This window comes from Arthrobacter sp. D1-29 (assembly GCF_054130585.1).
The window spans coordinates 2,356,333-2,382,984 of record NZ_CP096383.1; the positions used below are offsets into that span (position 1 = coordinate 2,356,333).

The window sequence follows — 26,652 nt, forward strand, 5'->3', positions numbered from 1 at the left end:
ATATGGCAATGGCTGCCGCTCCCCACGCCCCACGCTTTGAACACCGCACAGAAACCGGTCCAATCCTCGGCATAGGTACCGGCACGCCCAGACTCTCATGGTCGGTTCCGACCGCTGACGAAGGCTACGCGCAGACCGCCTACGAACTGGAGGTCAGCCGGGGTGGGCTCATCCAGGTGTACAGGATCGAAAGCTCCGAGCAGGTATTGGTTCCGTGGCCTGCTCCCGCCCTGTCCTCCCGTGAGTCCGCCAGCGTGAGGGTTCGTGTCAGCCACAATTCGGACTGGAGCGAATGGAGTGAGCCGTCAGTCGTCGAAGCCGGCCTCCTCAACACCAGCGACTGGGTGGCCGACTTCATCAGCCCCGTCAACCTCGGAACGGAGGACATGCCCGCGCCGATCCTGATGGGGACCGTTGACGTGCCGGCTGCAGTGGCTAAAGCACGCCTCTATGCAACCGCCCACGGGATTTATGTCGCCACGCTGAACGGGCAGCGGGTCGATGACAGTGTCCTTGCCCCAGGCTGGACCTCGTACGAAAACCGGCTCCGCTACCATACCTACGACGTCACGGCACTGGTGCGCGAAGGTGCCAACACCCTGGACATGCTCTTGGGTAACGGCTGGTACCGCGGCCGTCTCGGTTTCGAAAACAAGCGTGCGCTCTACGGGGACAGGCTCGCCGTGCTCGCCCAGCTTGAGGTCACCACGGTCGACGGCGGCACGTACGTCCTGCTCTCCGACGGGTCCTGGACGGCCCGGGAGAGCAATATTCTGTCCGACGATCTGTACGACGGGCAACGGACCGACCTGCGGATCCTGAATGACGTCGCGGCGCCAGGGGCCGGTACGGTCGAAGTCATCAAGGCCGATATGTCCCGTCTTGTCGCCCCGGAAGGGCCCACTGTCCGGCCCACAGACGTAATACCTGCGCAGTCGGTCTTCACGTCGCCTTCCGGCAGGACGCTGGTGGACTTCGGCCAGAACCTGGTCGGCTGGGTCCGGTTGCGGGCGCGTAACCTGCCCGCCGGAAGTCAGGTTGTCATCAGGCATGCGGAAGTCCTCGAAAACGCCGAGCTTGGCACCGGGCCACTGCGTTCCGCCAAGGCAACGGATTCCTTCATCGTTGCCGGGTCCGCGGAGGAAACGTTGGAGCCCTGCTTCACCCTGCATGGCTTCCGCTATGCGGAGGTGGCCGGTGTGCACGGCCTCAAAGCAGAAGACATTGAGGCTGTTGTGATCGGATCGGACCTTCGACGCACCGGATGGTTTTCTTCGTCCAACCAACTGCTCAACCGGCTCCACGAGAACGTTGTCTGGAGCATCCGCGGCAACTTCGTGGATGTGCCCACTGACTGCCCGCAGCGGGACGAGCGCCTGGGCTGGACGGGGGACATCCAGGTCTTCGCGCCGACGGCGTCCTTCCTCTTCGATACCACAGGTTTCCTCAACTCCTGGCTGGCGGACCTTGCCGCCGAGCAGCTGCCGGACGGTTCAGTACCCCACGTCGTTCCCGACGTCATCCATTCGGAGTTCACTAATGCCCCCACGGCGGCCTGGGGTGACGCAGCAGTACTCGTTCCTTGGACGCTCTACCAGCGGACAGGCGACCAGCAGGTTCTTGAACGGCAGTTTCCCAGCATGTGCGCATGGCTGGACAAGGTTGCCACGCTGTCAGGCCCTGATCACCTGTGGACGGGCGGTTTCCAGTACGGCGACTGGCTGGACCCCAGCGCTCCACCCGAGGATGCCGCCCGCGCCCAAACGGATCCCGACGTCGTCGCAACGGCGCACTACGCCCGCTCGGCAGAAGTCCTCGGCAAGGCAGCGGCGGTTCTCGGACGGGACGAGGACGCCGCCCGGTATGCCAAGCTGGCCGCCGAGGTCCGTGCCGCCTTTGCCCGGGCGTTTGTGACCCCCTCAGGGAGGATTCTTTCTGACAGCCAGACTGCCTACGCGATGGCGCTGGAATGGGCCCTGTTGCCGACTGAAGAGCAGCGCGAGGAAGCAGGCAGGCGGCTTGCCGACCTTGTGCGTGTCAGCGGGTTCCGGATCAGCACCGGGTTCGTTGGCACGCCGCTGGTCTGTGATGCCCTCACCTCAGCGGGGCACGTGGATACTGCCTACCGGCTTCTCCTGCAAACAGGCTGCCCATCATGGCTCTACCCTGTCACCATGGGTGCCACGACCATCTGGGAACGCTGGGACAGCATGCGGCCGGACGGATCTGTCAACCCGGGCGGCATGACATCGTTCAACCACTATGCCTTGGGAGCAGTGGCCGACTGGATGCATCGCAGCCTGGCCGGACTCGCGCCGGCGGCTCCCGGCTACCGGGCACTTGAGGTGCGGCCGTATCCGACGGCGGCACTCACTTCAGCATCCGCACGGCACCTGACCCCGTACGGGGAGGCTGTCGTGGCGTGGGAGCGTTCCGACGGCCGACTCAAGCTGCACGTCAAAGTCCCGGTAGGCGCAACAGCCCAAGTACACGTCCCGGGCTTCCCGGCGGCGGAAACGGTGGCGCACGGCGAGCATTCATGGGACGTCGCAGACCCAACGGCAGCGGAAAATCACGCAGCTGACACGATCCGGGACGTGCTCGACTACATGCCGGCCGCCTGGTCGGCTGTCGTGGCTGCCGCCGTCGAAACAGGCATCACCCCCGAAGGCGAAGCCCAGGCAGCAGACAAAATCAGCAGGTATCTCAATGAGCCCGCCAGCAAACTGGCCACTGCGCTGGTTCCCGAACCGTGGGTCAGCGCGCATGTTCCCCTCCGCGAACGGGTGGCTGAGATCATCGCGGACTCCCGCTCATGACCGCCCCCACAAAAGCCGGCAACTCCTCATTGCGACCCATCCTGCCCGGCTTCTATCCGGACCCGACAATTTGCCGCGTAGGCGGAGACTACTACCTGTCAACGTCCAGCTTTGAATACTTCCCCGGCGCCCCCATTTTTCACAGCACCGACCTGTTGACCTGGTCGCAGATCGGCCATGTTCTCGACCGCAGGAGCCAATTCAGGCTGGGGGACCCCCGCCCCTCGACAGGCATTTACGGAGCCACCCTGCGCCACCATAACGGCATGTTCTGGTTCATCACCACCAACGTCAGCGACTACGAATCCGGCCAAGTCCTGGTCCACGCAGAGGATGCGACGGGACCATGGAGCGACCCCGTCTTCGTTGACGGCGCAATCGGCATCGACCCGGATCTGTGCTGGGACGATGACGATAACTGCTTCCTCAGCTGGAAGGCGATGAGTTTTGGTGTGGGCGAGTTCGGCATCCAGCAGGCACGCCTGGACACCGCCAGTGGAAAACTGCTGGATGAGCCCTACCTGATCTGGCAGGGGAGCGGTCTCGGAGCCGTGGAAGCACCCCACCTCTACCGCATTGGCGAATATTGGTACTTGCTCCTCGCTGAGGGCGGCACCGAGCGTGGGCATTGCGTCACCGCAGCCCGCAGTCCCCATCCTTCCGGGCCCTTCGAGCCATGCCCGGCAAATCCCGTCTTCACTCATCGGAGCCTGGTCCATCCCGTGCAAAATGTGGGCCACGCCGACCTGATGCAGACGACCGACGGCGGCTGGGCAGCCGTCTATCTGGCAGTCCGCCCTCAAGGATCGACGCCTGGTTTCCACGTGCTGGGCCGAGAGACTTTTATTGCCGGCGTTGACTGGGTGGAGGGATGGCCCGTCTTCGACGAGGAACGCTTCACCGTGCCGCAGACCGATACGGCGTATGCGGAGGACTTTTCGGCGCAGCAGCTCGACCCCCGGTGGGTCGTTCCCGGCGGCGAACCTGACAACGTGGCGATGATGGATGACGACGGCGGCATCCGACTCAAGCCGCTGGCTGACGGAACGCCTGGGCTGCTCTGCACGCGGGTCCGGGACCTTCATTGGACCGCAGACGCCTCGATAGAGGGAAGCGGCAGCTTCGTGCTCCGCATCGACGACCGCTACTGCTTTGGCCTGACCTGCGGCAACGGGAAGGCGCGTGCGTGGGCTCAGCTCGGAGAGATTAGGCACGAAACCGGGTCGGTCGACGTCGCTGCAAACCATCCCGTGACACTCCGCATCCAAAGTGTGCCTGCCTCCTCGCCCACCGTGCCCCTGGGCCACGGCGGGCCGGACGAGGTGGTGCTCTCCGTCGTCGAGCATTCCCAGGCACGCGAGCTGGGCAGGCTGGACGGCCGTCACCTTTCCACGGAAGTCGCCTCAGGCTTCACGGGCCGGATGTTGGCCCTTCAGTCGGCAGGCCCCGAGGGCAAATTCATGTCCGTTAGCTATAAACCCCAACCCCCGCAGTAGGAAATCACCCACATGCCATTTACACAGAACGCGACCCTGGCAGACATCATGGCCAGCCCTGAAGCCTCCGCCGTCCTTGACCGACACTTTCCCGGTTTCCTGACCTGGAACGATTGGTCCCTCTCGCCCCTTGCGAAGCTGGCGGAGGTTGCCCATTGGGCCAGGGGAGTGGGAGCGACAGATCCTGACCTGACAGCACTGTGGGAGGACCTGGCAACTCTGGAATCCTCGCCCGGAGTGAAGGAGATTCCCGCGGCACCGGCCGGGCCCCAAGACGATTATGAAGAATCCGGTCAAGCACGTGCCCGGGCCGTCATCGACTCCATCCACTCCGCTCAGCAGTGGGGTGCCGCAGAAGTGATCCTGAACGGTCCGTCCCATGGCAATCCTTTCACTGACGTGGAGATCCAGGCGACGTTCCGATGCGACGGCACCTCGATAGAGGTCGGCGGCTTCTATGACGGGGACGGCGTCTACCGCATCCGGTTCATGCCGCCAAGCCCTGGTCAGTGGGCGTTCGAGAGCAGTTCCAACGCTTCCTCACTCAATGGCATCACCGGAACAGTTGACGTAACCGGGCCGGAAGAAGGCAACCATGGTCCGGTGGTGGTACGGGACACGTTCCATTTCGCTTATAAGGACGGCACTCCCTACCTTCCCTTCGGGACCACCGCCTATGCCTGGACCAACCAAACGCAGGAACTGCAGGACCAGACGCTTCGAACATTGGCAGAGTCTCCGTTCACGAAGATCCGCATGTGCGTTTTCCCGAAATCCTATTCCTACAACGCCAACGAACCCGACAACTACGCCTACACCCGGAACGCCGACGGCAGCTGGGACTTCACCCGCTTTGACGTAGCCTTTTTCCGCAATCTGGAGCAGAGAATCCTAAGCTTGCAGCGCTTGGGCGTCGAAGCAGATCTGATCCTGTTCCATCCTTACGACCGGTGGGGCTTCTCGGACATGCCGGCGTGGGCCGATGACCTGTATCTCAGCTACATCGTGCGAAGGCTCGGCGCCTTCCGCAACATCTGGTGGTCGCTGGCCAACGAATACGACTTTATGCAAACCAAAAGGGAAGAGGACTGGGAACGGTTCGCTGCCGTGATAGGCCGGGAAGACCACGCAGGGCACCTGATCTCCATCCACAACGGGGCCACGTTCTATGACTACTCCCGGCCGTGGATCACGCATTGCAGCATCCAGCGGACGGACAATTACGTATCGGCGGAGAACACGGATTCGTGGCGGAAGCAGTGGGGTAAGCCTGCAGTCATCGACGAGGTCGGCTATGAGGGCGACGTGGCGGAGGGCTGGGGGAACCTCAGTCCACAGGAGCTGCTCCGCCGTTGCTGGGAGGGCGCAGTCCGCGGCGGCTACGTCAACCACGGCGAAACTTACCTCGATGAGGACGACGTGATCTGGTGGGCCAAGGGGGGCACCCTCAAGGGCCGGTCGCCAGCCCGCATCGGCTTTCTCAGTCGGCTCGTTGCCGAATCACCCGGCGGACGGTGGGACCCGCTTCCGGGGGACTGGGACTCCCGGACCGGAGGTGACGACGATCACCGGGTAATCTACCTCGGGCTGGGCCGCCCCCGGTTCCGCTCGGTTCTTGTACCGGCCGCATCCCCCTGGCATGTGGACGTCATTGACACCTGGAATATGACGATCGATACGTTGCCGGATCCCGTGCAGGGGCGGGTGGTGGTCGACCTGCCAGGCCGGGAATACATCGCAATCCGTATTCGTCGCGCATAAATCGTTTGCACAAGAATTTCGCAGTCCTAATAGCCCTCGTGGGGGCTTCTGATCCGCACCACTTCGCGGCAGAAACATCAATCTGTTGTGAGGAACCAGCATGGCGCCAAATGTGAGCCGCAGCCAGGACGAAGGACAACTTCAGTCTCACCAAACCAAGGAGAACTTCCCCTTCGTCGGGCTTGTGGTCCTGTCCGCTGCCATCTTCATTTCGATGGCCACGGAGTTCCTGCCCGCCGGACTCATCCCACAGCTATCGGGAGATTTTGACCGGTCGGTGTCCGAAGTCGGGAACCTCATCACGGTCTTCGCTTTGACGGTCATTGTGACGGCCGCACCTCTGGCCGTCCTCACCCGCCGGATTCCGCGCAAGGGAATGGTCCTGGGCTCGTTTGCCGTCGTAGGAGTGGCGAATCTGATGACAGTAGTTTCGCCGACGTTTGAGGTGCTGCTTGTCGCGCGGGTGCTGGGTGCTGTAGCGCACGGCGCATTCTGGTCCGTTGTGGCGGCCTATCCAGCGCACCTCGTTCGTCCCTCACAGTTGGGAAAGGCCACCGCGATCACAGCGGCCGGTGGCTCTGTCTCCGGGGTAGTCGGCATCCCTCTCGGAAATGCCCTGGGGCAGGCCTTCGGATGGCGCGTGTCCTTCGCCGTGCTCGCCGCACTCGCGCTGATCGTTTTTGTGTTGATGATCCGACTCCTGCCAGCCGTACCCAGGCAATTGCCCGCCCCGGCCAGGAAAGCAAAGGTCCGTGACGGGCAGGACAGCACATTGCCCGCCGTCCTGATGGTTTGCCTGCTCATCCTCCTTGTTGTTGCGGCACAAAACGGCTTCGGAACCTTTCAGGTGGTGTGGTTGCTGGACGTCGCCCATTTCGCCCCCGGCGCCATCCCGGTTGTTCTCCTGGCCGGAGGAATCGCAAGCGCTGTCGGAGTTGCCTTGGTGGGCGGCCTCTACGGCCGGTTCCCGCGGAGGTTGTTCCTCGGGTCGCTGACAGTCATGGTTGTCATACTTTGCACAATTCCCGTGGCTGCGGCCTCCGGATCAGAGGCCAGTGTGTGGATCCTAATCATCCTGATGGGGGCCGTATTCGGAGGCATACCGGTCATGCTCCAAACACGGATGATGTGGTCGGCTTCTCCGCACAGCCGTAACCTGGCCGCGGCCCTTCAAACCACTGCATTCAATGTCGGCATCGGGGGAGGGGCCTTCTTCGGTGGGCTCGTCTTGGAGGGAACATCCTTGGCTTCTTTGTCTTACTGGGCTGCTGGCGCCATGTTCCTTGCCCTGCTCACTGCCGGCATCTGGGAGATCAGCAGGGGGCCTGGTCGCAGGAAGGCTCGCCGGGAACCTTCAACGGAACACACAGCGAACCGGATGCACCAGCCGGCCGATGAATAGTCCGGGCCGCCCAAGTTATCACGGCTCAATGTAACGTCAACCCCGAACACCAGAAAGGACCACTCTCCATGCTTTTCATGGACGATCAAACCAAGACCCGCGAGATCCTCGAGGACGAAGCAGGCCGGAACGCGCTCCGGATTGCGCTTCCGGAAGTGGTCGACAAGCCCGGGAAGTTCGGCGGTGCACTGGAGCTTCCCATCGGCGCCCTGGCCACTGTCTTCCGCGTGAAGGAAAGCATCCAGGCAGAGCTCTGGGAGCGGCTGGCGTGTATTCCTGCGAAAGAGCGCACCGAGGCCCTTCCCGTCGAGCCCAATCCGGACTACGAGGGGGCGGAAGTACCCGCCGGTTCGGCCGCCATCTCCGCCCCGATGGCAGGGAAAGTCAATGCCATGCTGGAAATCGTCCTTACGGGGCCGACGCATGGAAACCCCTTCACCGACGTCGACTTGCAGGCGAAGTTCAGGCTCGGTGACATCGAACTACGTGTAGGTGGCTTCTACGACGGTAACGGCAGGTACCTGATCCGATTCCTTCCGCCGAAACCCGGAACTTGGGAGTTCCGCACTCTATCAACGGCCCGTTCGCTGGATGGACACGCCGGCACCACGACGGTGGAGCCTTCCTCGGCAACCGGACCGGTCCGGGTAGCTGACACCTTTCACTTCGCCTACGACAATGGCGATGTCTACCGCCCGGTTGGTACCACTCTTTACGCTTGGACGCATCAGAGCCAGGAACTTCAGGAGCAGACGTTGGCGACGCTGGCGAAAAGCGCCTTCACTAAGGTGCGCATGTGCGTCTTCCCCAAGGCATTCATCTTCAACGACAACGAGCCCGAGCTTTATCCGTTCACTCGTGACGGCGACAACTGGGACAGCACACGATTAAACCCGGCGTACTTCCAGCACCTTGAGAACCGGATCCGTGACCTGGATGACCTTGGAATCCAGGCCGACGTAATTCTCTTCCACCCTTACGATCGCTGGGGCTTTCAGGATCTAGGCAAGGCCGCTGACGACCGCTACCTCCGCTACGTCGTCCGGAGGCTGGCCGCCTTTCCGAACGTATGGTGGTCACTGGCGAACGAATACGACTTCATGACCACCAAACGGCGCGAAGACTGGGAACGATTCGCACACATCGTTACCGAGGAAGACCACGCGGACCACCTGCTTTCCATCCACAATGGCACACGCATGTACGACTATTCTGCGGAGTGGGCAACCCATTGCAGCATCCAAAAGGTCGACTACTACAAGACCGCCGAACAGGTCACCGACATGCGTGAACAATGGGGCAAACCCGTAGTCCTCGATGAAATTGGCTACGAAGGCGACCTCGAATATGAGTGGGGAAGCCTCTCAGCACGCGAGGTTGTACGCCGGGCGTGGGAGACAACCCTCCGAGGCGGCTACTACACCCACGGCGAAACGTACTACGACGACAACGACGTTCTCTGGTGGGCCAAGGGCGGACAACTGGTAGGACAAAGCGCCGAGAGAATCGCATTCCTCGACCGGCTGATTGGAGAATCCCCGACCGGGCGGCTGGAGCCGATCCTACGGATGTCCCCAACACCTATTGGCGGCGTTGAAGGCAAATACGAAATCCATTACCAGGGCTATAGCCAGCACCGATTCCAGACGATTGATATCGCAGAGGCCCATATGGCGAAGGTCGACCTAATCGACACCTGGGCCATGACCATCGAGCCCCTTCCCGGGACTTTCAGCGGGGGACAACGGATTGAACTGCCCGTCCGTCCTTACATGGCGTACCGGCTGCGGATTGAAGCGACCGCACCTATAGACAAGGACGTTCAGTGACAATGCTTGCCGAGAACAAGGCCCGGCTCCTTGGCCCTACTCAGTCACTCGCCCACGGACCTTGGCGAGTTCTGTTACGCGGGGACGAATTCGCCGACATTTCATACCGGGGCCGCCCAGTCCTCAGGGCCATCCGGGCAGTTGTCCGGGACCATGACTGGAGAACCCTGACCCCCCAAGTCGAATCTGTCACCGGCTCCCAAGACGGGGCAACCTTCACCAAAACCCTCGAAGTCCGGTTCACAGGTTTCGGCGGTGAGTACACGGCAGGAGTGACTCTCCAGGCATCCGACAACGATCTTTCTGTGTCCTTCGACGGCAGGGCGACCCAGGATTTCAGCAGCAACCGCATAGGCCTCGTAGTGCTTCACAGACCCGATGACGCCGGCCGTGACATCACCGTCACGTCACCGGACCACACCGAGACCAAAAGCGCCTTCCCTACGGACATCAGCCCGCACCAGCCCTTTACAAATATCGCCGCCATGAGCTGGGAACGGGAAGGCACCGCCTTCCGGCTGGACTTCGCCGGAGACGTCTTCGAAACCGAAGACCAGCGAAACTGGACCGACGCTTCCTTCAAGACCTACAGCACGCCGCTTTCCCGGCCCTTCCCCGTCAAAGTGCAGGCCGGCGACCGAACCCAGCAGAGCATCCGGCTCAGCGCCCAACCCTCGACGGCAAACACAACCACCTCACCACCGCCGTCCATACCCGAGATGCTGACCGTGCGGAAGCATTCCCGTGGATGCGTGCCCGCCCTGGGCACTTCCGCATCCACGTCAGCGATCAAACTTCCCTTCGTGCCCGGACTTGCGGCCCTGACCGTGGAAGTTTCGGGCAATAATCCCGCCACGGCTGCAGAACTGCTGGCCCAGGCGGGACGACAGGCCCAGGAGCTGGGCACTGCGCTTGATGTGCGGATCGTCGCGGAAGCAAGCGAAGAGATCCGCTCGATCGTGGACCTGCTGCCTCTGGACAGGGTGGTTCGGGTAGGAGCCTTCAGCTCCCAAGGGCACGTTACCGAGCCAGAGTTATGGCAGCAGTTGAAAGCTACGGCAAAAAGCCGAGGATTCACCGGCGCTCTACTCGCCGGCGCACGTTCCCACTTCACAGAACTCAACCGTCGACCGGACTCCATCAAGCTCGACGCCGACGAGATCACCTACAGCATCACGCCGCAAATGCACGCCACCGAAGTGCCGCATATCGTTGAAAGCCTGCCCATTCAACGGCTGACAGCGTTGAACGCCCTCCGGCTCGGATCCGGAAAACCACTGCTCGTAGGCCCCGTGACGCTCAAGGCACGCTTCAACGCCGTCTCAACCCGAGGCGCCTACGACCCCGCCACCTTAGAAGTCATGACGACTGACCCGCTGCAGGCAGATGAGTTCACCGCTGCTTGGCTGCTGGGCAGCATTAACGCCCTCACCGTGCCAGGCGTCGAATCCGTCACCTACTTCGAAGCCAGCGGCCCCCGAGGTCTCATCACCGCGGAAGGAACCACTACACTCGCGTTCGAGATCCTGGCCAAACTGGCGACCCTGCGGGGTGCAGATGTCCTGCACGTCGACAGTGACGTTCCCGGCCTCGTGCTCTACCCGGTGGCATCAGGAACCGGCGTTGTGCTGTTCGCCGCCAACCTCACTGCACAGCCGCTGACCACCGCGGTCAAACTTGAAAACGGCTACCCGCGGACTCTTGAAATTTCACCGTGGTCGGCGATCACCCGGCCCCTCAGCTGACCTAAACACAAGAAAGAGAGCAACATGATGTCCAATAGGCTCGCAGGCAAAACCGCTCTGGTCACCGGCGCAGGATCCGGCATCGGCCTGGCGATAGCGCAGCGCTTCACTGCAGAAAGTGCCCGCGTTTACTTCGCCGATATCAACCTGGAAGCCGCCGCGAAAGCAGCCCGAGCCACAGGCAGCGACCTGGCGACCCCACTGGCAATTGATATATCCGACGAGAAGAGTGTGGAAGCCGCCTATGCCGTAGTCGCAGCCGACGGCGCCCTGGACATAGTTGTGGCCAACGCCGGCGTCCAACTTTTCGGTCAGGACGCCAAAGTGGGAGACCTGCCCTTGGAAGTCTGGGAAAAAACGGTTGCGGTCAACCACCGCGGATCCTTCCTGACCCTGAAGCACGCAGTGCGGGCCCTGAAAGGCAGGGGAGGGTCCATCATCTGCACCGGCAGCCCGACCGCAGTCGTAGCCTGCGGTCAAACCTTCACCGCATATTCCAGTTCGAAAGCCGGTGTTCACGGGCTGGCCCGGGTTGTAGCCGCGGACTACGCCAAAGAAGGCATCCGGGTGAACACCGTAGTCCCCGGATACACCGAGACACCCCTCGTGCAAACTATCGCCGACGACCCTGCCAGCCGCGCTGGCCTGGTCAACTCGACCATGCTTGGACGGGCAGGCACCGCCGCCGATGTCGAAGGCATCATGGTCTACCTCGCCAGCGACGAATCAGCCTACGCCACAGGCGGTCTCTTCACCGTCGACGGTGGACTCACGGCGCTATGACAGCACCAGAGCGCCCGCTTAGCTCGTTACAGTAGCCAGTCGGAACAAGGAAAGCTCCCATCCCCGAGGGGTTGGGAGCTTTCCTTGCAGCTAACTAGGGTGAATCCCTCAGCGATGTTGCAGTGGCAAAGCCCTGCCTCCCGCAGATTGCAAAAAGCCTATAAACCAATACTCCACCGACCCCGTTCGCCTGAACTAGTAACGGCTCTGATTGTCCACGGCTGACGTCAATTCGGGTCTCCACGGCTCGAAATTGGCAGCCGTTGGGGCAGCCCCCTGGGGCAGCGTGGGTTCATTCGACTAACAGCCGCAGCCCGTAAAGGTCCCGCCTTCCAGCCCGGATCAAAAAATTCCGACAACAATACGGCAAGCGGTTGTACTTACACGCGTAAGTGTCTAGCCGGAAGTTAGGGAGCGGTGGTGGCCGGGGTCTTCTCATTTGGCGGACGGGGTCCGCGAGCCAGTCACGGCAGTCAAATCTGCCGAAAGGGAAGAGGAGTTTGACACTGTTTTTCCTGTTCTGTGTGTATCCCGGTGGAAGCACGGGTGGTTGGAGACCTGGCCCTCAGCCGCTTCCCCGTGTGGAAGTTTTGGGCGGAACGGCCTTATTGCTGGACTTAGACCAGCGGTTTGAGGGCTGTGGTCCAGGCTCGGTAGCCGGCGTCTGTGATGTGGACTCCGTCGAGGGTGAATTCGTCCACCATCGTTACGCAGGTCAACTGATATGGGTGAGACCGTGGTTACGGCGGCGAAGACGGCCCAGTTGGCTCGTGTCCCGCCCAGGCGTGCTGGGGATATACCGCGCGGCCAAGCGGGGCAGGCCAAGCTTCAAATGTCAGTATGTGGCGCGTCCGCCGCTGATGTCGTAGACAGCTCCCGTCGAGAAGCTGACCTTCTCCGAGGAAAGCCAGGCGACCAGTTCGGCGACTTCCTCCGCTTTGCCTACTCGTTTCATGGGGATGAGGCTGGTGATGTGGGCGAGCACTTCTGGTGATGTGTTGTCGTTCATTGGCGTGGCAATCACGGCGGGTGCGATGGCGTTGACCAGGACGCCGGTGGTCGCGAGTTCTTTGCCGGCCGATTTGGTGAGGGCGATGACGGCTGCTTTTGAGGCGGAGTAGATGGACAGGTTAGGGTTTCCGTCTTTGCCGGCCATGCTCGCGAAATTGATGACTCGGCCCCAGCCGCGTTCGACCATTCCGGGCACGAAGGCGCGCATGGTGGCGACGACGCCGAGGACGTTGACGTCGAAGACGGTGCGCCAGTCGGTGGATGTCGTTGTGACGAGGGGAATGCCGGGGCCGACAATGCCGGCAGAGTTGATGAGGATGTCTACGGGGCCGATTGCTGCTGCCGCCTCGGTGAGCCGGTCTTCGTCAGTGATGTCGACGACGACGTCTACGTCGCCAGCAATGTCGAGTGTGATCACGCGGATGCCGTCTGCTCGGAGCCGATCTGCAACTGCGGCGCCAAGGCCTCTGGCGCCACCGGTGACGAGTGCTGTTTTCATGGTTTCTCCTGGATAAGACGGGGGTCGACGTGGACTTTCGGGCCTGGACCGGCGTTGCTGCCTCGCCGGCCTTCAAGCCGGGCGGGAACTTCTTCAAGCGGTATAACTTCACTGACAATGGCCTCCGGGTTCACTGCTCCGCTGGCGAAGCCGGCAATCGCCCCGGATAGGCCAGGGGATGCCGAAAGGATTCCGACTGCTGTGATGTCCTTCAGTGCTATTTCCCGGGTATCGACGAAGCTCGGACCCGAGGACAAGCCGATGTACACCACACGTCCGGCTGGCTTAGTCAGGCGAACAGAGAGAGCCGGCATATCAGCGTTACTGGTTGCTTCGATGACGGCGTCGAATTCGTCGGCCCGGCCATCGGCGAGCTCACCGAGCTGCCAAGTGTGCTGTACGCCCAGTGAACGGGCGAGGGCCAGCGAACCTTCACGTACGCCGCCGACATGGACCTCAACGCCGTCCGCGAGTGCAAACTGTGCGGCCAGAAGCCCAATAGTGCCTGAGCCGAGGACGAGGAGTTTTTGCCCTGGAAGCAGAGCTGCGCCGCGCACGGCGCGGAGGGAATTACCGGCGGGCTCGACGAGGGCGGCGGAGGTGAGACTGACGCTTTCCGGGATCTCGTACGCAAATTTGCTTGGGACAAGCATACGTTCGGCAAGCGCCCCATCCCAACCGTCCCGAACCCCGACTTCAAAGCGGTTGGGGCAGACGTGATGGTGCCCTGACTGGCAGTACTGGCAGTGCCCGCAACCCAGCATGGTGTCGCCTGTCACCCGCTTGCCAATCCAGCCCTCATCTTCCGGTGAGCCTGCTGCCACAACCCGGCCGGTCCACTCGTGGCCCAGCCGCAAGGGAAAGCTGGTGAAGCACTGGTCGATGTAGGCCATCTCGCCCGTGTAGAGCTCCACATCGGTGCCGCAGATGCCGACGCGTTCGACGTCAACGAGTAACTGACCGGCTGCGGCGACGGGGTCGGGAACGTCCTGCACGTGGGCCTGGCGGGGCCCGGTGACGACAAGTGCACGCATTAGTTGGCGATCACTTGCTGCGTCTGGCTTCCCAGCCGGGTGATGCCGAGCGTCATGGTTTCGCCGCCTTTCAGGAAGACCTGGGGTGTCATTCCCATGCCGACGCCGGGGGGTGTTCCGGTGTTGATGAGGTCGCCGGGCTCGAGTGCCAGGAACTGGCTGAGGTAATGGACGATGAAGGTTGGGCTGAAGATCATCGTCGAAGTCGAGCCGGTCTGGCGGCGCACGCCGTCGATGTCGAGCCACATATCCAGGTTCAGTACGTCGTCGATCTCGTCCGGTGTCACCAGGTATGGCCCTGCGGGGTTGAAGGTGGGTGCGGACTTTCCTTTCGCCCATTGACCGTTTCGTTCGAGCTGCCAGGCCCGCTCGCTGACGTCGTTGACCAGGACGTAGCCGGCGATGGCAGCGGCTGCTTCTGTCTCGTCCACGAGATAGGAGGCGCGCTGTCCAATGACGATGCCGAGTTCGACCTCCCAGTCTGTTTTCTCCGAGTTACGTGGGATGAGCACGTCGTCATTGGGGCCGATGAGGGTGTTGGGCGATTTCGTGAAGAGGATGGGCTCGGTCGGTACGGCCTGGCCGGTTTCGGCGGCGTGGTCGCTGTAGTTCAGGCCGATGCAGAGAATCTGGTGGGGCCGGGCGATGGGTGCACCGAAGCGGCGTCCGTCGAGTGACTCACCCCGCCCGTCTGCGATCCGGTCAGCGATGATGGCGGGCAGGGTCGCGATTGTGCCCGATGCGAAGAACGCCTCGTTGAAGTCGCTGACGATATCTGAGAGGTCGATGAAGGTGTCGTCGTCAATCAGTGCGCCAGGGGCCTCGGAGCCGCCGGCTCCAACTCGTACGAGTCTCATAGTTTTTCTTTTCTCCAATAGGGGGTGGTTGTGCTGCCTGCCCACCGGTGTGGTGGCAGGCCTGAAACTCCGACGTCGGCGAGGAAGATGGCTCCCGCCTGGTCGGTGAGGGTGTCAAGCCCTTCCTGGGCAGTAGTGATGGCCAGGGTGTCGAGGTTCGGTCCGACGAAACCTGGGCATGAGGCCTGTGCGGCGTCTACTTCCACGACTGCAAGCAGTTCACCGGTCGGTGCGTGCCGCCGAACACTCGATCCGCCCCACTGCGCCACCCAGAGCGCGCCCTCGGCATCTACAGTGAGTCCGTCCGGGTAAGCGGGAAGGCCGTCAAGGACCGTGACCCAGGGTTCTTCCGGGTTGAAGGGGGCCGGGCCGTAGGAGTGCCGTGAAACCGTGCCCGCAAACGTGTCGACATGGTAGATCGTGGCGCCGTCGGGCGAAAACGCGACACCGTTGGAAAGGCCGATGCCTTCGCGCAACGTCTCCATCCGGCCATCGGGCCAGACGCGAAGCAGGACCTCTTCGTCGGTGCGCTCGGTGAGCGAGAGGGTGCCGACGACGAAGGCGCCGTGGGGATCGACTGTCCCATCGTTGAAACGGACGCCGGTCCGTCCGCCGAGCAGGTCGGGCCCGAGGGACACGTCGCCCAATGGTGAGATTGTTGCCAGGCCGCGGGCTGCGGCAACCAGCAGTCCGCCGTCTTCCGCTATTGCGACCGCTCCGGCGGTTTCACCAATGGTGACCTCGTGGATGTCGGAGATACGTCCGCTGTCGAGTGCGCCGGAGAGTACGCGGCCTTTCCAGATGTCCACCCACCTGACGAGACTGGCACGGTCGTCCCACAGCACGCCTTCGGCAAGGTTGTAGTCAGCAGGCGTCGCCGCCGCTGCTGCAAGGCTGGGAATCTCACTCATGGGCTTCCTTTAATTGTGGATCTGCAGCCCGGTCCAGTACCTCAAGAACATGGACGTACGGTTGGCCCGTGGCCCGTGTCATGCCGATTTCGCAGGTGCGGTTGCACGATACGTAGGCATCGAATTCGCCGGAGGCGATCTCGCCTGACTCGCGCTCGGTAGCGCTGGCTGTGAGCTCGGGATGCAACATGCCCCGGTCACCGGCGAAGGCGCAACATCCCCAGCTGTCCGGGACTGTTACTGCCGATGCCACGGCAGCGGCGAGCTTCACGAGGTTGGTGTTGGAACCGGCCCGGGTACTCGAGCAGGTCGGGTGCACGGCGACGCTGTTGACCCTAGTGCTGATATCGAGGCGGGGCAGGATGTGCTCGGCGGTGAAATCGACGGCGTCGATGATGCGCAGTCCCCGATAATTCGGATTGCTCTCGACCGCCTTTTCAAGCGCAAGCACCAAGCCCTCCGAGCATGAGGAGTTGTCGCAGACGACGGGCAGCCGGCCGTGATCAGATGCCTCCCATAAGGCGGCAGCGGTGCGGTCAACCATGCTGTGATATCCGCTGAGGATTCCCTTGGACTTCCACGGGGTGCCGCAGCACAAGCCGCCGATCCCATCCGGCCGTACGAGCCCGAGACCGGCCTTCGCGGCGAGGGATTCGAAAGCGGCAGCGACACCCTCGCCTCCCTCGGTCGGGCCGAACATGGTCCCCACACAGGCCTGGAAGTAGACGCCATCCACGTCGATGTCCGCCCCTGACCGGCGTCTGCGGCCGCCTTTTGGCAGGTCTTTGAACCACAGCGGAAGCGTGTCCGCGCCTAGCAGGGCCCTGGCGGCCGAGTTCGGGCCCGTGATCAGTGGAGCGGGCACAGCGGCAGCGACAGTGAGGGCGGCCGAGGCGGCCTGGATCACGGGTTTCCATGCCTTGCCCGCGGCCGTCCACACGGCAGCCTCAACCGCGCCGACCTTTTCGGACCGCAGACGCCGCACCAGGTCGCCCGTGTTGATGAGCACCGGACACGCCGTCTGGCACATTCCGTCGACGGCGCATGTGTCAACGACTTCGTATTCCTGCTCACGGCGCAGCTCCTTGGCGAGGGCTGTGTCGCCGCGCAGCTCTGCCTCGGCGATCGCTCGTTGAACAACGATGCGCTGGCGGGGTGTGGTCGTGAGGTCCTTGCTGGGGCAGACCGGCTCGCAGTAGCCGCACTCGACACACCGGTCGACTTCGGCTTCGACGGTGGGTGTGGACTTGAGGTCTTTGAGGTGCAGGTCGGGGTCCGTGGTGAGGACAGCGTCCGGATTCAGGATCCCTGCCGGGTCGAATGCCTTTTTGATCTCCAGCATGATCCCGTAGAGCACAGGGCCATACTGTCGTGCGACGAACGGTGCCATGATTCGCCCTGTCCCATGCTCGGCTTTAAGGGTGCCGCCGGCGCGAAGCACGAGCTCGACCATGTCTTCGGTGAACGCCGCATACCGGGCGAGATTGGACTCTTCATCAAAGTCTTCGTTGATGAGGAAATGCACGTTGCCGTCTTTGGCGTGCCCAAAAATGACGGCGTCGTCATAACCGTGGACCTTGAACAGGCGTGTGAGGCCCGCGCAGGTCTCCGAGAGCGCCTCAACCGGCACCGCGATGTCCTCCAGGAGAGCCGTCGTACCGGACGGGCGGGAGCCGGCAATTGTTGCGTAGAGCCCCTTGCGTATCCGCCAGAGGGATGCCCGGGCCGTCTCGTCCCGGGACAAGACCGGTGCAGCAGTCAGCGGCAGGCGCGCGAAGAGTGTCTCTGCATCGTGGCTCAGCTCGGCGAGTTCAGATGCGGTCGAGGCCTGGTACTCAACGAGCAGCGCGCAATGGTTGACGGGCTCGAACTGGGGGAGCGCGGCGCGGGACGCTGGATCAATGCGGGCCGCACGCAGCGATGTGGCGTCCATGAGCTCAACGGTTGCCGGTCCGGTGGCGACGATATCCACCAGTGCTTCAGTAGCGGAGCGCAGGGTGTCGAACACCAGCAGGGTGGTGGCCCCGAACTTGTGCAGCGGCACGGTGTTGAAGGAGGCTTCCGCGACAAAGCCAAGCGTTCCCTCGCTGCCGACCATGAGGTGCGCGAGGATCTGCACGGCCGTGTCGTGGTCGACGAGCGAGTTCAGCCCATAGCCCATGGTGTTTTTGATGCTGTATTGACGTGCAATTTCTGCGACGAGCTCCGGTGCGGCGAGGACTTGCTCCCGCAGTGCCATGAGCGAATGCCAGAGCTCAGGATCTGTGGCGCGAAGCCTGTCATCAGCGTCCCCGGTGCTGGTGTCGACGATGCTGCCGCTGGGCAGGACGATGATCGCTGAGCGCAGCGTCTGGTAGGTATTCTGGCGTGTTCCGCAGGCCATGCCGGAGGAGTTGTTGGCAACGACGCCGCCAATGGTGCAGGCGATTTCGCTGGCAGGGTCTGGCCCGAGTTTGCGGCCGTGGCGCAGGAGTCGGGCGTTGACCTGGCGGACGGTTGCGCCGGGGCCTACCCGGGCGATGCGCCCGTCATCTTCGATGGTGATGGAGCGGAAGAATTTGCGGGTATCGACGAGGATGTTCGACGTTGAGGCTTGCCCGGACAGGCTTGTGCCACCAGACCGGAACGTCAGAGCTTCACCGTTGGCTGTCGCATAGGCGAACAGCGCCCCGACTTCCCCCGCGTTCTGGGGGGTCACGACTGCACGCGGTGTCAGCAGGTAGTGCGATGCGTCGACGGCGGCGATCACCCTGTCGAAGGGGCTGGTGGAGACGGCTCCCTCGCGGGGGAGGGCGTCACCAAGCCGTGCACCCAGCCCGGTCTCCGGGCCAGTGAGAACGGAGCGGGAGGCTAAGTTAGTGGCTTTCACGGCCCACCGCTTCCCCGCTGGAGCCCACGAGGAAGTCCAGGTCGGCGCCCTGATCAGCCTGCATGACGTGGTCGACATAGAGTTTCGCCCAGCCACGGGCGGGTGCGGCGTAGCCGGCCTCACTGGCCGGGCTCTGAGTGCGCGCGTGCAGCTCCTCATCCGAGACGTCCATGGTGAGGGTGCGGTTTTCGACATCCAGGGAGATGATGTCCCCTGTGCGGACGAATGCGAGCGGCCCGCCGGCGGCGGCTTCGGGGGCGACGTGCAGGATGACGGTGCCGTAGGCGGTGCCACTCATCCTGGCATCGCTGATACGCACCATGTCCCGAACGCCCTGTTCCAGGAGTTTGCGGGGGAGGGGCATGTTGCCCACTTCCGGGAACCCCGGGTAGCCGCGGGGTCCGCAACCGCGCAGGACGAGAACTGAGTCGGCGGTGACGTCCAGGTCCGGGTCGTCGATGCGTGCGCGCATGTCCTCGATGCTGTCGAAGACAACGGCGGGGCCGGTGTGCTGCAGCAGTTCGGCTGTCGCGGCCGCAGGCTTGATGATGGCTCCGCGTGGGGCGAGGTTGCCGCGTAGTACCGCTATGCCCGCATCATCCAAGAACGGGGCCTCACGGGGGTAGATGACTGTTTCGTCGTGGACCGGCTGGTCAACGAGATACTCGACGAGTGGGGTACCGGTGACGGTGATGGGGGCGGGGTGCAAGAGGTCCTTTATCTGCGACAGGAGGGCAAGCACACCACCGGCACGGTACAGGTCATCCATAAGAAAAGTGCCGGAGGGCTGCAGGTTTGCCATGACGGGCACTCCAGCGCCGGCGGCATCGAAGTCTTCAAGGCTCAGGTCGACTCCGAGCCGGCCGGCGATAGCGAGCAGGTGCACCACAGAGTTGGTTGATCCGCCCACGGCGGCGACGGCGATGATTGCGTTGAGGAATGCTTCCCTGGTCATGACGTCGCTGGGCCGGCGGCCCTGTGCGACCATGTCCACGATGAGCCGGCCAGTGTCGTGCGACATGGAGAGCAGTCGGGCGTCCGGGGCTGGGATTCCGGCGAACCCGGGAATTGTCATCCCGAGTGCTTCTGCCACCACGGCCATCGTCGAGGCGGTTCCCATCGTGTTGCAGTGGCCCTTGCTGCGGATCATCGATTGCTCTGACTGGGTGAACTGGCTGTTGGTGATGGTGCCGGCCCTGGCTTCTTCGCTCAGGCGCCAGACGTCGGTGCCGCATCCCAGGGCCTTGCCGCGGAAGTGGCCGGTCAGCATCGGCCCGCCAGGCACGACGACTGCGGGAATGTTGACCGACGCCGCGGCCATCAGCAGTGCCGGGATTGTCTTGTCGCATCCGCCCAACAGCACAAGTCCGTCAATGGGGTTGGCACGGAACATTTCCTCCATCGCCATGGCGGCCATATTCCGCCAGAGCATGGCGGTGGGTTTGACTTGGGTCTCACCCAGGGAGACGACGGGCAGGTTGAGCGGGACTCCGCCTGCTGCCCAGACGCCCTGCTTGACCGAGTCAGCAACTTCATTGAGATGCATGTTGCAGGGAGTAAGGTCCGAGGCGGTGTTGGCGATCGCAATCTGAGGCTTCTTGGACTCGAGGGCGTCCTCGGGAAGGCCGCGACGCATCCAGGCACGATGGATGTAGGCATTCCGGTCCGAACCGGCGTACCAGTCCGCGCTCCTTAGATGATCCACAATTACCTTTTCCATTTATTAGAATTCAGTAGTAACATATGGAATTATGACACACGATGCAGATCCAAGCCAAGGGGAGCGCCTCGTCGGCTCCGACCGCGTGCTCGCCGTTCTTGTTGAACTTGCAAAGCGTCCGGAGGGTGCGACACTGGAGGAGCTTGCAGGCGCCCTCGACAGTCCCAAGTCCACCGTGCACCGCGCCCTCGCGTCCTTGCGGAAAGCCTCACTGGCCGAACTGACCGCCCGCGGCGTCTACTCCCTGGGGGATGAATTCTTCAGGCTTGCCTTCAGCAATCACGCGGCCCGCCCCGAGACGGAAAGGCTCCAGCCACTCCTGAATGCACTGGCGGACGAATACGGCGAGACAGTGCACTACGCCGTGCTCGACGGCAAGGATGTTGTATACCGTGCGAAGGTCGACCCGACCCAAGGGTCGGTGAAGCTGACCTCGTACGTGGGCGGCCGCAACCCGGCCTACCGGACCGGCGTCGGGAAACTGCTTCTGTCCTACATCGTGGACACCGAAGCGCAGCTGGCTGCATGGCTCGACGGCGACAAGCTTGAAGCGAAGACGGCATCGACAATCACAGACCCGGCTGCCCTCCTGGCCGAACTGCAGGCAACCCGCTCCCGCGGCTACGGCATCGATGACCAGGAAAACGAACTCGGCATCAACTGCATCGCGGTACCGGTATTCGGCACCTCCTCCACCACGCCAACAGGTGCCATCAGCGTCAGCGCGCTGCGATTCAGATACCCCTTGGAGCAACTTGTTCAGACGGCTCCAACGCTCGCCGCCGGCGTTCGCTCCGCCTTGGCGGGCTGAGCGCACAAGCCCGCCAGGCCTAACCTCACAACAGCCGGCACACTGAGACCCCGTTCCTGGCAGGCCGCCCGAACACCTCCTCGCGGTCTTTGCGTGCTGGGATCAGGGGGAGGATTCTATGAGTACGACTTTGGTGACAGCTGGCTCCATCGTCTCGAGCTGGCATCCCGCCGACCCAGGGACGAGAACAGTTCGCCGGCCCAGCTGATCGACGGCGCCCGGCGTGGTCCGCTGGAAGACTCCGGCGGACTGCCTGGATTCGAGGACATCATCGACGCGCTGGAGGATTCGTCGCATCCTGACCATGACGAACACGCCGCGTGGGTGGCTGGCCTGACCGACTCAATTGCGCCCTTCAACCCTGCCTTCCTTGACATTCCCGCCGTGAATCGAGCGCCGGCTGAACAGTTCTAACCCGGGGAATTGGGGGAAGAAAACGCCACGAACGACGGCAGCTACCAGCCCCTCTTACACGTACTCCCCCACCCATTTCCTACTGGCAGCGAGACGTGTTGATCTGGGACGAGTTAGAGATTCTTGGCTTTCAAATATGCATTGGTGCTGTGACCACTAAACTGCGGTTATGGAAGTCCTTCCCACGGTGGCGATAGGGATCAATCTGTGTGTCGTGCCGACGGCGGAAGGCGGACGGGACACACCTCTGCTAGGTGGCTCCGCCGTGAAAACTAGATTCAGCTACCGACCGAACTGGGGCTTGCCTGGCTGGGCCGACGGCGAACAAGCGGGTGCACCAGTATTGGGCTTCTCTCGGGAGGACATTCAGCCGGGTGAAACAGTTCGCGCTGTGATCGCTCCCTTGCTTCTTTGAAGGTGTGCCAGCTTGGCGGGGCATTTTGCCGGGCGATGAGCTGCGCATGTACGAAGGTCTACGCATCTGTGGGCGTGGAACCGTGATTTGGGTGACGCCCTCTACCTGGCCGATGCCCGACGAGGATCAAGTGCGGTTTATCCGCTGGCTCGAAACCGGATAACTGGCGTGTCAATGATCATCCCAGTCTGATGGCCGGTCGTCCCGTGCGCCGCCAACAATGGGGCACCAGCAATTAGGGTAGCCATTCGATTTGTGGTGGCGTCGAGATCAACGAGATCTGCCCGAAGTCTCCGTCCATCGACCAGACGTTGTCCTTGAACTCCAGCACATCGAGTGATCCGTAATCGATCTCACCACTGGCGTCAGTTACGGGCGTAATTCTGCTTTGCGCGGTCCAGTGCAGTTCGCTCACTGACGAGAACACGAGGCTGCCCCTCTTGTAGCAGTACTGTTCTCCGGGTTTGGGGTTGCTGTAGTCCGGGTGACTTTCTCGGAGAACGAAGTCCAAGAGCACTTCCAGGCGTCCTGGCGAAGCGTTCATCGACAGAATCCAGCTGTCTTCGAGGTAAACGTCCTGGAGATGGTCCAGCTTCCAGTAGGGATTCATTCTTGCTTTTGCCCCGTCTTTGTCATGGTTGGTTCCTCGCCAGCGCTGTCGAGGCGATGTATTGAGCGTAATTGGCTGATGAGTCGATGGCGTGGCGCTCGATGGTGGCGGGGCTGTAGCCGAGGGCCTCGGCGATGATGGCTACCGGGGCGAGTTTGGTGAGTTCGTGAAGGGTTCCGAGCCTGGCCGCCCGGCTGCTGAAAGCGGTGCTGAGTCTTTGAGCGAGGGTTGAGGCCTGGAGATGTCTGCCCGGGGAGCCGCCGCGGAATACCCAATTGCTATTGGGGTGAGCAGCTGTCTGGTCGTGGGTTGGGGAAGCTGCTAGTTCACGCCAAGGCTCATCGAGCGGTTCCCTGAGGGCTATCTCCACTGTTCCGAGGGTTATCGTGACGAGTTCCTCTGTCACCGTGACGTTGTCCCACGTCAGTTGGACGATGTCGGAGACCTGCTGGCCGAAGACCATGACCAGGATGGCTGCTGCGCGATCCCGGGGGTTCATGTCGGTAGTGTGGCTCAGGCTGTGCACGACTTCTGTTTGCCTGGCGGCGTCCAACCGGGGGCTAGTGCCGCGGCGGTGAGGCTGCAGCTTCAAAGACGGGTCGATGAGGCTGGTCCTGATTGCCCAGTCGAGGAAGCGTGAGGCGATGCCTCGCGTCGTTGGGCCTTCAGCCTGCCAACGGTCCAAGTGTGCTTGGTTCACTTCCGTAAGTTCAGTGTCGTGCTCGGTGAGCCAGTTCAGCAGGTCGATGGCGACGGTTACCGATTGCTTGGCCCGGAGGAACGTGCCTTGGGTGACTTCGTCCATCTGGTTCATGCGGCGTTGGTGGTGCCATCGAATGTAGCGCCGGATGATGTCGCGATGACTTTGGGTGGCGATCCGGTCGAGGGCTTGGTCTGCCCAGACTGTGAATCGGGCGTTGAGTTCGTCGCGGCGTGGCAGGGCGGCGTGTTCAACGAGAAGGCCGCGGACGTATTCGCGGGTTGGCGAAGGTGGGAGCTCGTCGAGGCCGGCGTGCCTGATGACTGGTGTGGCGGCCAGTTGTTTGAGGAAGGCTGTGACGTGTGGTTGTTGGATCCAAGTGAGTCCGCTGTTGGCGCGTTTCATGGATTTCAGGGCTGTGGCGATTGCCTGGAGCGCGGGTGAGGTTGGCTGGTTGTCTGCGCTGAGGAGCCGGTCGACAGTTGCTGACAGAATGCATGGCCAGCATCGGTTACCGGAGTGCAGTTCCTCTTCGTTGCCGCATCCGATGCAGTCGACGTTGAGTCGGACGCCGGAGCATTTCCGGCAGGCCGGAAGCGCGTCGACGCGGCCGGGCAGGACTCCCTCGTGGCCGCAGGCGCAGGTGCCTCGGGTTCTTTTGGCTTGTTGGTAGCAGTAGCCGCAGATGGCGGCGTCTGGCCAGCGGACCGCGATCTGGTGGTGTTCGGCGCATCGCCCGCATGGTTCGGGCCATGTTTCGGGGTTGCTGGCTTTTCGTGATCTAGGCATCTTCGTCCGGTGGCAGGACGCGGATGCGGCGTGCGATCGGCGTACCGGGCTGGATACCCAGGTCTTCTGGCATCTTCGGGGCATTGGCACTCTTGGCGCGCATTTGGACGTAGGGTTCGAACAGGTCGTTCGGGGTGCACTCAAGAATGTCGCAGAGAGCGGCGAAGGTCTGGGCGGGGATGCGTTCCGGTGTTCCGGTGACTAGGCGGTGGACCTGGGCGTTAGAGAGGCTGATGCCACGGGCTTTGAGCAGGGGGAGAAGCTCGGTGGTCTTCCAGAGGTTTCGTTGGGCCATCATCTGCCGAAGGTTCCAGCGGTATCCGATCCGTCGCTGTTCAGCCATGGCCGTTCCCTTCGTCAGTGCCGCTGCTGCGTAGGCGCTGCGCGATCATCGTCTGGATGGTCTTCTGTTTGAAGTCCGCCGACACGGAAGTATAGAGGGCGGTGGTCGAGGAGTAGCTGTGCCCGACCTGCTGCTGGATAAACAAGGGGTCGTAGCCGGCTTCGATCAGATGAGTGACGTAGGAATGCCTCAAGGTATGCAAGGACAATTCCTGGGGGAGCCCGGCGATCTCCCGGACGCGCTGAAAGGAACGGTCGAAGTTGCGGTGAACCGTGGAGCCTGAGCGTTCCGAGGGCCACAGGCTGGTCGAACGGTCCGCCGTCGGGAAACGTTTCCGACCGTCGGGGGAGAGCCAGTGCTCAAGCAGCCCTACGACCCAATCGAATTCCGGGACGGTCAGAACGGTCCGGCGTCTCGGTCCGGAGCCTTTGGTTCCTTTCGCCCAGCGCACCTGGAGCGCCCCGAATCGGCCGAACTGTTCAACGTGCGGGTTCGGTCCGAAATCGACGTACTCCAGCATCGTTAGCTCTCGCCGGCGGAGCCCGTAGGCATAGGCGACCTTGAACGCCGTCGAGTCCCTCAGTGCAGGAAGCCAGCGCTTCGAGCCCTTGGCGAACTCGGTGTCGACCAGGTCATCGGCGGCATCGAAGAACATCTGGAGTTCAGCCTTCGTGAACGCCCGGCGGCGTGCCGGCATGGCATCGTCTGTTGTGTGCCGGGGCGAGTTCCACTCGAACACGACCTGCACCGGAATGTCCGCAAAGACTCGTTCGCAGAAGTTTGCCCACCCGTAGCGCCCATCGGTCAGGTAGGAGCAGAACGCCCTGATGGCGCCGGAATTGGCCCTGAGGGTCGATAGCGCCAGGCCGTTCTCCGAGCTGCGTCGATCCGCCAGGAACTCATCTACATGATGCGCAGACCAGGTCCAAGGGTACTGATTGGAGTGTTCCTGGAACCGCTGAACCGTCCCACAAGAGCTCTTGATGTAAGACGTCGAGAGGCCGCGGGCCAGCATCTGGGCACGCCAGCCATCCAACATCGCCTCAAAGGCGCGATCCTCAGCCCGCAGCAACCCGACGTTCGCGGTGGTCAGAAACGCCGGAATCCGTCCGGCTTCAATATTCACGAAACCTAACTCTACGCAAGAAACTCTCATCTAATGAGAGATTTCGCCGCTAATCCGCATGACTACGGCGAGCCACGGCAATGCGCGTTTTGCACGTGCCGCCGCGTAGATAAGCCTGACCTGCGAAAACACAGGAAAACGCCTGTGGACGGGTTCTCTCATCTGTTTGAACTCGTCCTACTTAAGCGCCGATAATGGAGATTCTGTAAAGCCGACGTGAACGAGCCCGTCGCCCGCATTGTGCCTTGTAGACGGTGGACCCTCGTGCGCTCATGCGCCTCAAATCTAGTCTCGCAGCCACCGAATGTGGCCTGTCAGATCTCAGCGTTGTGGACCGTGAGTAAAGGCCTTTAGCCAGTGATCGACCTTGTGTTGGCTCGCCGGCAAGGGCGATCGAATCACTGATGGATGACCCTTGATGAAATCTTTGGGGTCAAAACTTAGGATCTGGAGCATGACGAACGCAAGGGACAAGAGCGCCCGACTCGAGCCCCACGAGGACCTATATGGACAAGTTAGGGGCGACGTCGAAAGACTTGAGCGCCAACTATTGTTCGTGATGAAGCTCTGGAGTGATCGGGACGAGAACTACGAACGAATCGCAGCCGCCGTCCGAGTCGGGGCGGGGAAACTACGGACTAAAGCTAAGGGCATCAACCGTGCGCGAGACCGGCAGGACATGATGGGGAAGATCGAACGCGTCATTTC

General features: G+C 62.4%; 20 protein-coding genes. 10 read left to right on the forward strand and 10 right to left on the reverse strand.

Annotated features, from left to right (window positions below):
* Positions 1-8: 8 nt before the first annotated feature.
* The 7 genes from M1E17_RS10675 (at position 9) to M1E17_RS10705 (ending at position 11,835) form a co-directional block, all read left to right on the forward strand.
* Positions 9-2,819, forward strand: a complete 2,811-nt coding sequence (locus tag M1E17_RS10675) for a family 78 glycoside hydrolase catalytic domain (RefSeq protein ID WP_457967254.1) — start codon at positions 9-11, stop codon at positions 2,817-2,819.
* Positions 2,816-4,315: a family 43 glycosylhydrolase gene (locus tag M1E17_RS10680; RefSeq protein WP_457967255.1), complete on the forward strand. Its 1,500-nt coding sequence runs from the start codon at positions 2,816-2,818 to the stop codon at positions 4,313-4,315. The genes M1E17_RS10675 and M1E17_RS10680 overlap by 4 nt, the downstream gene beginning before the upstream one ends.
* Positions 4,316-4,327: 12 nt before the next feature.
* Entirely contained in the window at positions 4,328-6,076 is a 1,749-nt protein-coding gene (locus tag M1E17_RS10685) for a DUF5060 domain-containing protein (RefSeq protein ID WP_457967257.1), read from the forward strand.
* Between the two features lie 100 nt (positions 6,077-6,176).
* Positions 6,177-7,478, forward strand: a complete 1,302-nt coding sequence (locus M1E17_RS10690) for an MFS transporter (RefSeq protein WP_457967258.1) — start codon at positions 6,177-6,179, stop codon at positions 7,476-7,478.
* Between the two features lie 68 nt (positions 7,479-7,546).
* The gene (locus M1E17_RS10695) at positions 7,547-9,307 is read left to right on the forward strand and encodes a DUF5605 domain-containing protein (RefSeq protein WP_457967260.1); all 1,761 of its coding nucleotides are present in this window, start codon (positions 7,547-7,549) and stop codon (positions 9,305-9,307) included.
* The gene (locus tag M1E17_RS10700; protein WP_457967262.1) at positions 9,304-11,052 is read left to right on the forward strand and encodes a hypothetical protein; all 1,749 of its coding nucleotides are present in this window, start codon (positions 9,304-9,306) and stop codon (positions 11,050-11,052) included. The genes M1E17_RS10695 and M1E17_RS10700 overlap by 4 nt, the downstream gene beginning before the upstream one ends.
* Positions 11,053-11,076: 24 nt before the next feature.
* A complete protein-coding gene (locus M1E17_RS10705) occupies positions 11,077-11,835 on the forward strand; it encodes an SDR family NAD(P)-dependent oxidoreductase (protein WP_457967264.1) in 759 nt (252 codons plus the stop codon).
* Between the two features lie 835 nt (positions 11,836-12,670).
* On the opposite strand, the gene M1E17_RS10710 is transcribed toward M1E17_RS10705, so the two are convergent.
* Genes M1E17_RS10710 through M1E17_RS10735 form a run of 6 tightly spaced genes read right to left on the reverse strand, consistent with a single transcriptional unit; the run spans position 12,671 to position 20,736 of the window.
* Positions 12,671-13,345, reverse strand: coding sequence for an SDR family NAD(P)-dependent oxidoreductase (locus M1E17_RS10710; RefSeq protein ID WP_457967266.1), 675 nt, complete (start codon positions 13,343-13,345; stop codon positions 12,671-12,673).
* A complete protein-coding gene (locus M1E17_RS10715) occupies positions 13,342-14,379 on the reverse strand; it encodes a zinc-dependent alcohol dehydrogenase (RefSeq protein WP_457967268.1) in 1,038 nt (345 codons plus the stop codon). Before M1E17_RS10715 ends, M1E17_RS10710 begins: the two co-directional genes overlap by 4 nt.
* Positions 14,379-15,236, reverse strand: a complete 858-nt coding sequence (locus M1E17_RS10720) for a fumarylacetoacetate hydrolase family protein (RefSeq protein WP_457967270.1) — start codon at positions 15,234-15,236, stop codon at positions 14,379-14,381. The genes M1E17_RS10715 and M1E17_RS10720 overlap by 1 nt, the downstream gene beginning before the upstream one ends.
* Positions 15,233-16,147, reverse strand: a complete 915-nt coding sequence (locus tag M1E17_RS10725) for an SMP-30/gluconolactonase/LRE family protein (protein ID WP_457967271.1) — start codon at positions 16,145-16,147, stop codon at positions 15,233-15,235. The genes M1E17_RS10720 and M1E17_RS10725 overlap by 4 nt, the downstream gene beginning before the upstream one ends.
* Complete coding sequence (locus M1E17_RS10730) at positions 16,140-19,016, reverse strand: FAD-binding and (Fe-S)-binding domain-containing protein (RefSeq protein ID WP_457967273.1); 2,877 nt, start codon at positions 19,014-19,016, stop codon at positions 16,140-16,142. The genes M1E17_RS10725 and M1E17_RS10730 overlap by 8 nt, the downstream gene beginning before the upstream one ends.
* Entirely contained in the window at positions 19,003-20,736 is a 1,734-nt protein-coding gene (locus tag M1E17_RS10735; RefSeq protein ID WP_457967275.1) for an IlvD/Edd family dehydratase, read from the reverse strand. Before M1E17_RS10735 ends, M1E17_RS10730 begins: the two co-directional genes overlap by 14 nt.
* Before the next feature lie 31 nt (positions 20,737-20,767).
* On the opposite strand from M1E17_RS10735, the gene M1E17_RS10740 reads away from it, so the two are divergent.
* Positions 20,768-21,547 carry an IclR family transcriptional regulator gene (locus M1E17_RS10740; protein ID WP_457967277.1) on the forward strand — a complete coding sequence of 260 codons (780 nt, stop codon included), beginning with the start codon at positions 20,768-20,770 and terminating at the stop codon, positions 21,545-21,547.
* A 93-nt stretch (positions 21,548-21,640) separates the two neighbouring features.
* A complete protein-coding gene (locus M1E17_RS10745) occupies positions 21,641-21,961 on the forward strand; it encodes a plasmid pRiA4b ORF-3 family protein (protein ID WP_457967278.1) in 321 nt (106 codons plus the stop codon).
* Between the two features lie 650 nt (positions 21,962-22,611).
* Here M1E17_RS10745 and M1E17_RS10750 read toward each other — a convergent pair.
* Positions 22,612-22,986 carry a hypothetical protein gene (locus M1E17_RS10750; RefSeq protein WP_457967280.1) on the reverse strand — a complete coding sequence of 125 codons (375 nt, stop codon included), beginning with the start codon at positions 22,984-22,986 and terminating at the stop codon, positions 22,612-22,614.
* Between the two features lie 22 nt (positions 22,987-23,008).
* Positions 23,009-24,091, reverse strand: coding sequence for a Fis family transcriptional regulator (locus tag M1E17_RS10755; RefSeq protein WP_457967282.1), 1,083 nt, complete (start codon positions 24,089-24,091; stop codon positions 23,009-23,011).
* Positions 24,092-24,205: 114 nt separating this feature from the next.
* Here M1E17_RS10755 and M1E17_RS10760 point away from each other — a divergent pair, with 114 nt between their 5' ends.
* Complete coding sequence (locus tag M1E17_RS10760) at positions 24,206-24,466, forward strand: hypothetical protein (protein WP_457967283.1); 261 nt, start codon at positions 24,206-24,208, stop codon at positions 24,464-24,466.
* A gap of 1 nt (position 24,467) precedes the next feature.
* Here the strand turns inward: M1E17_RS10760 and M1E17_RS10765 are convergent, their stop codons facing one another.
* Entirely contained in the window at positions 24,468-24,818 is a 351-nt protein-coding gene (locus tag M1E17_RS10765; protein ID WP_457967285.1) for a helix-turn-helix domain-containing protein, read from the reverse strand.
* Positions 24,811-25,944 carry a tyrosine-type recombinase/integrase gene (locus tag M1E17_RS10770; protein ID WP_457967287.1) on the reverse strand — a complete coding sequence of 378 codons (1,134 nt, stop codon included), beginning with the start codon at positions 25,942-25,944 and terminating at the stop codon, positions 24,811-24,813. The genes M1E17_RS10765 and M1E17_RS10770 overlap by 8 nt, the downstream gene beginning before the upstream one ends.
* Positions 25,945-26,652: the final 708 nt, after the last annotated feature.

Coding starts and splice junctions, on each gene's coding strand:
- M1E17_RS10695 (WP_457967260.1), top strand. CDS start 7,547: ATGCTTTTCATGGACGATCAAACCAAGACCCGCGAGATCCTCGAGGAC.
- M1E17_RS10705 (WP_457967264.1), top strand. CDS start 11,077: ATGATGTCCAATAGGCTCGCAGGCAAAACCGCTCTGGTCACCGGCGCA.
- M1E17_RS10735 (WP_457967275.1), bottom strand. CDS start 20,736: ATGGAAAAGGTAATTGTGGATCATCTAAGGAGCGCGGACTGGTACGCC.
- M1E17_RS10710 (WP_457967266.1), bottom strand. CDS start 13,345: ATGAAAACAGCACTCGTCACCGGTGGCGCCAGAGGCCTTGGCGCCGCA.
- M1E17_RS10715 (WP_457967268.1), bottom strand. CDS start 14,379: ATGCGTGCACTTGTCGTCACCGGGCCCCGCCAGGCCCACGTGCAGGAC.
- M1E17_RS10725 (WP_457967271.1), bottom strand. CDS start 16,147: ATGAGTGAGATTCCCAGCCTTGCAGCAGCGGCGGCGACGCCTGCTGAC.
- M1E17_RS10690 (WP_457967258.1), top strand. CDS start 6,177: ATGGCGCCAAATGTGAGCCGCAGCCAGGACGAAGGACAACTTCAGTCT.
- M1E17_RS10740 (WP_457967277.1), top strand. CDS start 20,768: ATGACACACGATGCAGATCCAAGCCAAGGGGAGCGCCTCGTCGGCTCC.
- M1E17_RS10755 (WP_457967282.1), bottom strand. CDS start 24,091: ATGAAACGCGCCAACAGCGGACTCACTTGGATCCAACAACCACACGTC.
- M1E17_RS10750 (WP_457967280.1), bottom strand. CDS start 22,986: ATGAATCCCTACTGGAAGCTGGACCATCTCCAGGACGTTTACCTCGAA.
- M1E17_RS10675 (WP_457967254.1), top strand. CDS start 9: ATGGCTGCCGCTCCCCACGCCCCACGCTTTGAACACCGCACAGAAACC.
- M1E17_RS10720 (WP_457967270.1), bottom strand. CDS start 15,236: ATGAGACTCGTACGAGTTGGAGCCGGCGGCTCCGAGGCCCCTGGCGCA.
- M1E17_RS10680 (WP_457967255.1), top strand. CDS start 2,816: ATGACCGCCCCCACAAAAGCCGGCAACTCCTCATTGCGACCCATCCTG.
- M1E17_RS10685 (WP_457967257.1), top strand. CDS start 4,328: ATGCCATTTACACAGAACGCGACCCTGGCAGACATCATGGCCAGCCCT.
- M1E17_RS10765 (WP_457967285.1), bottom strand. CDS start 24,818: ATGGCTGAACAGCGACGGATCGGATACCGCTGGAACCTTCGGCAGATG.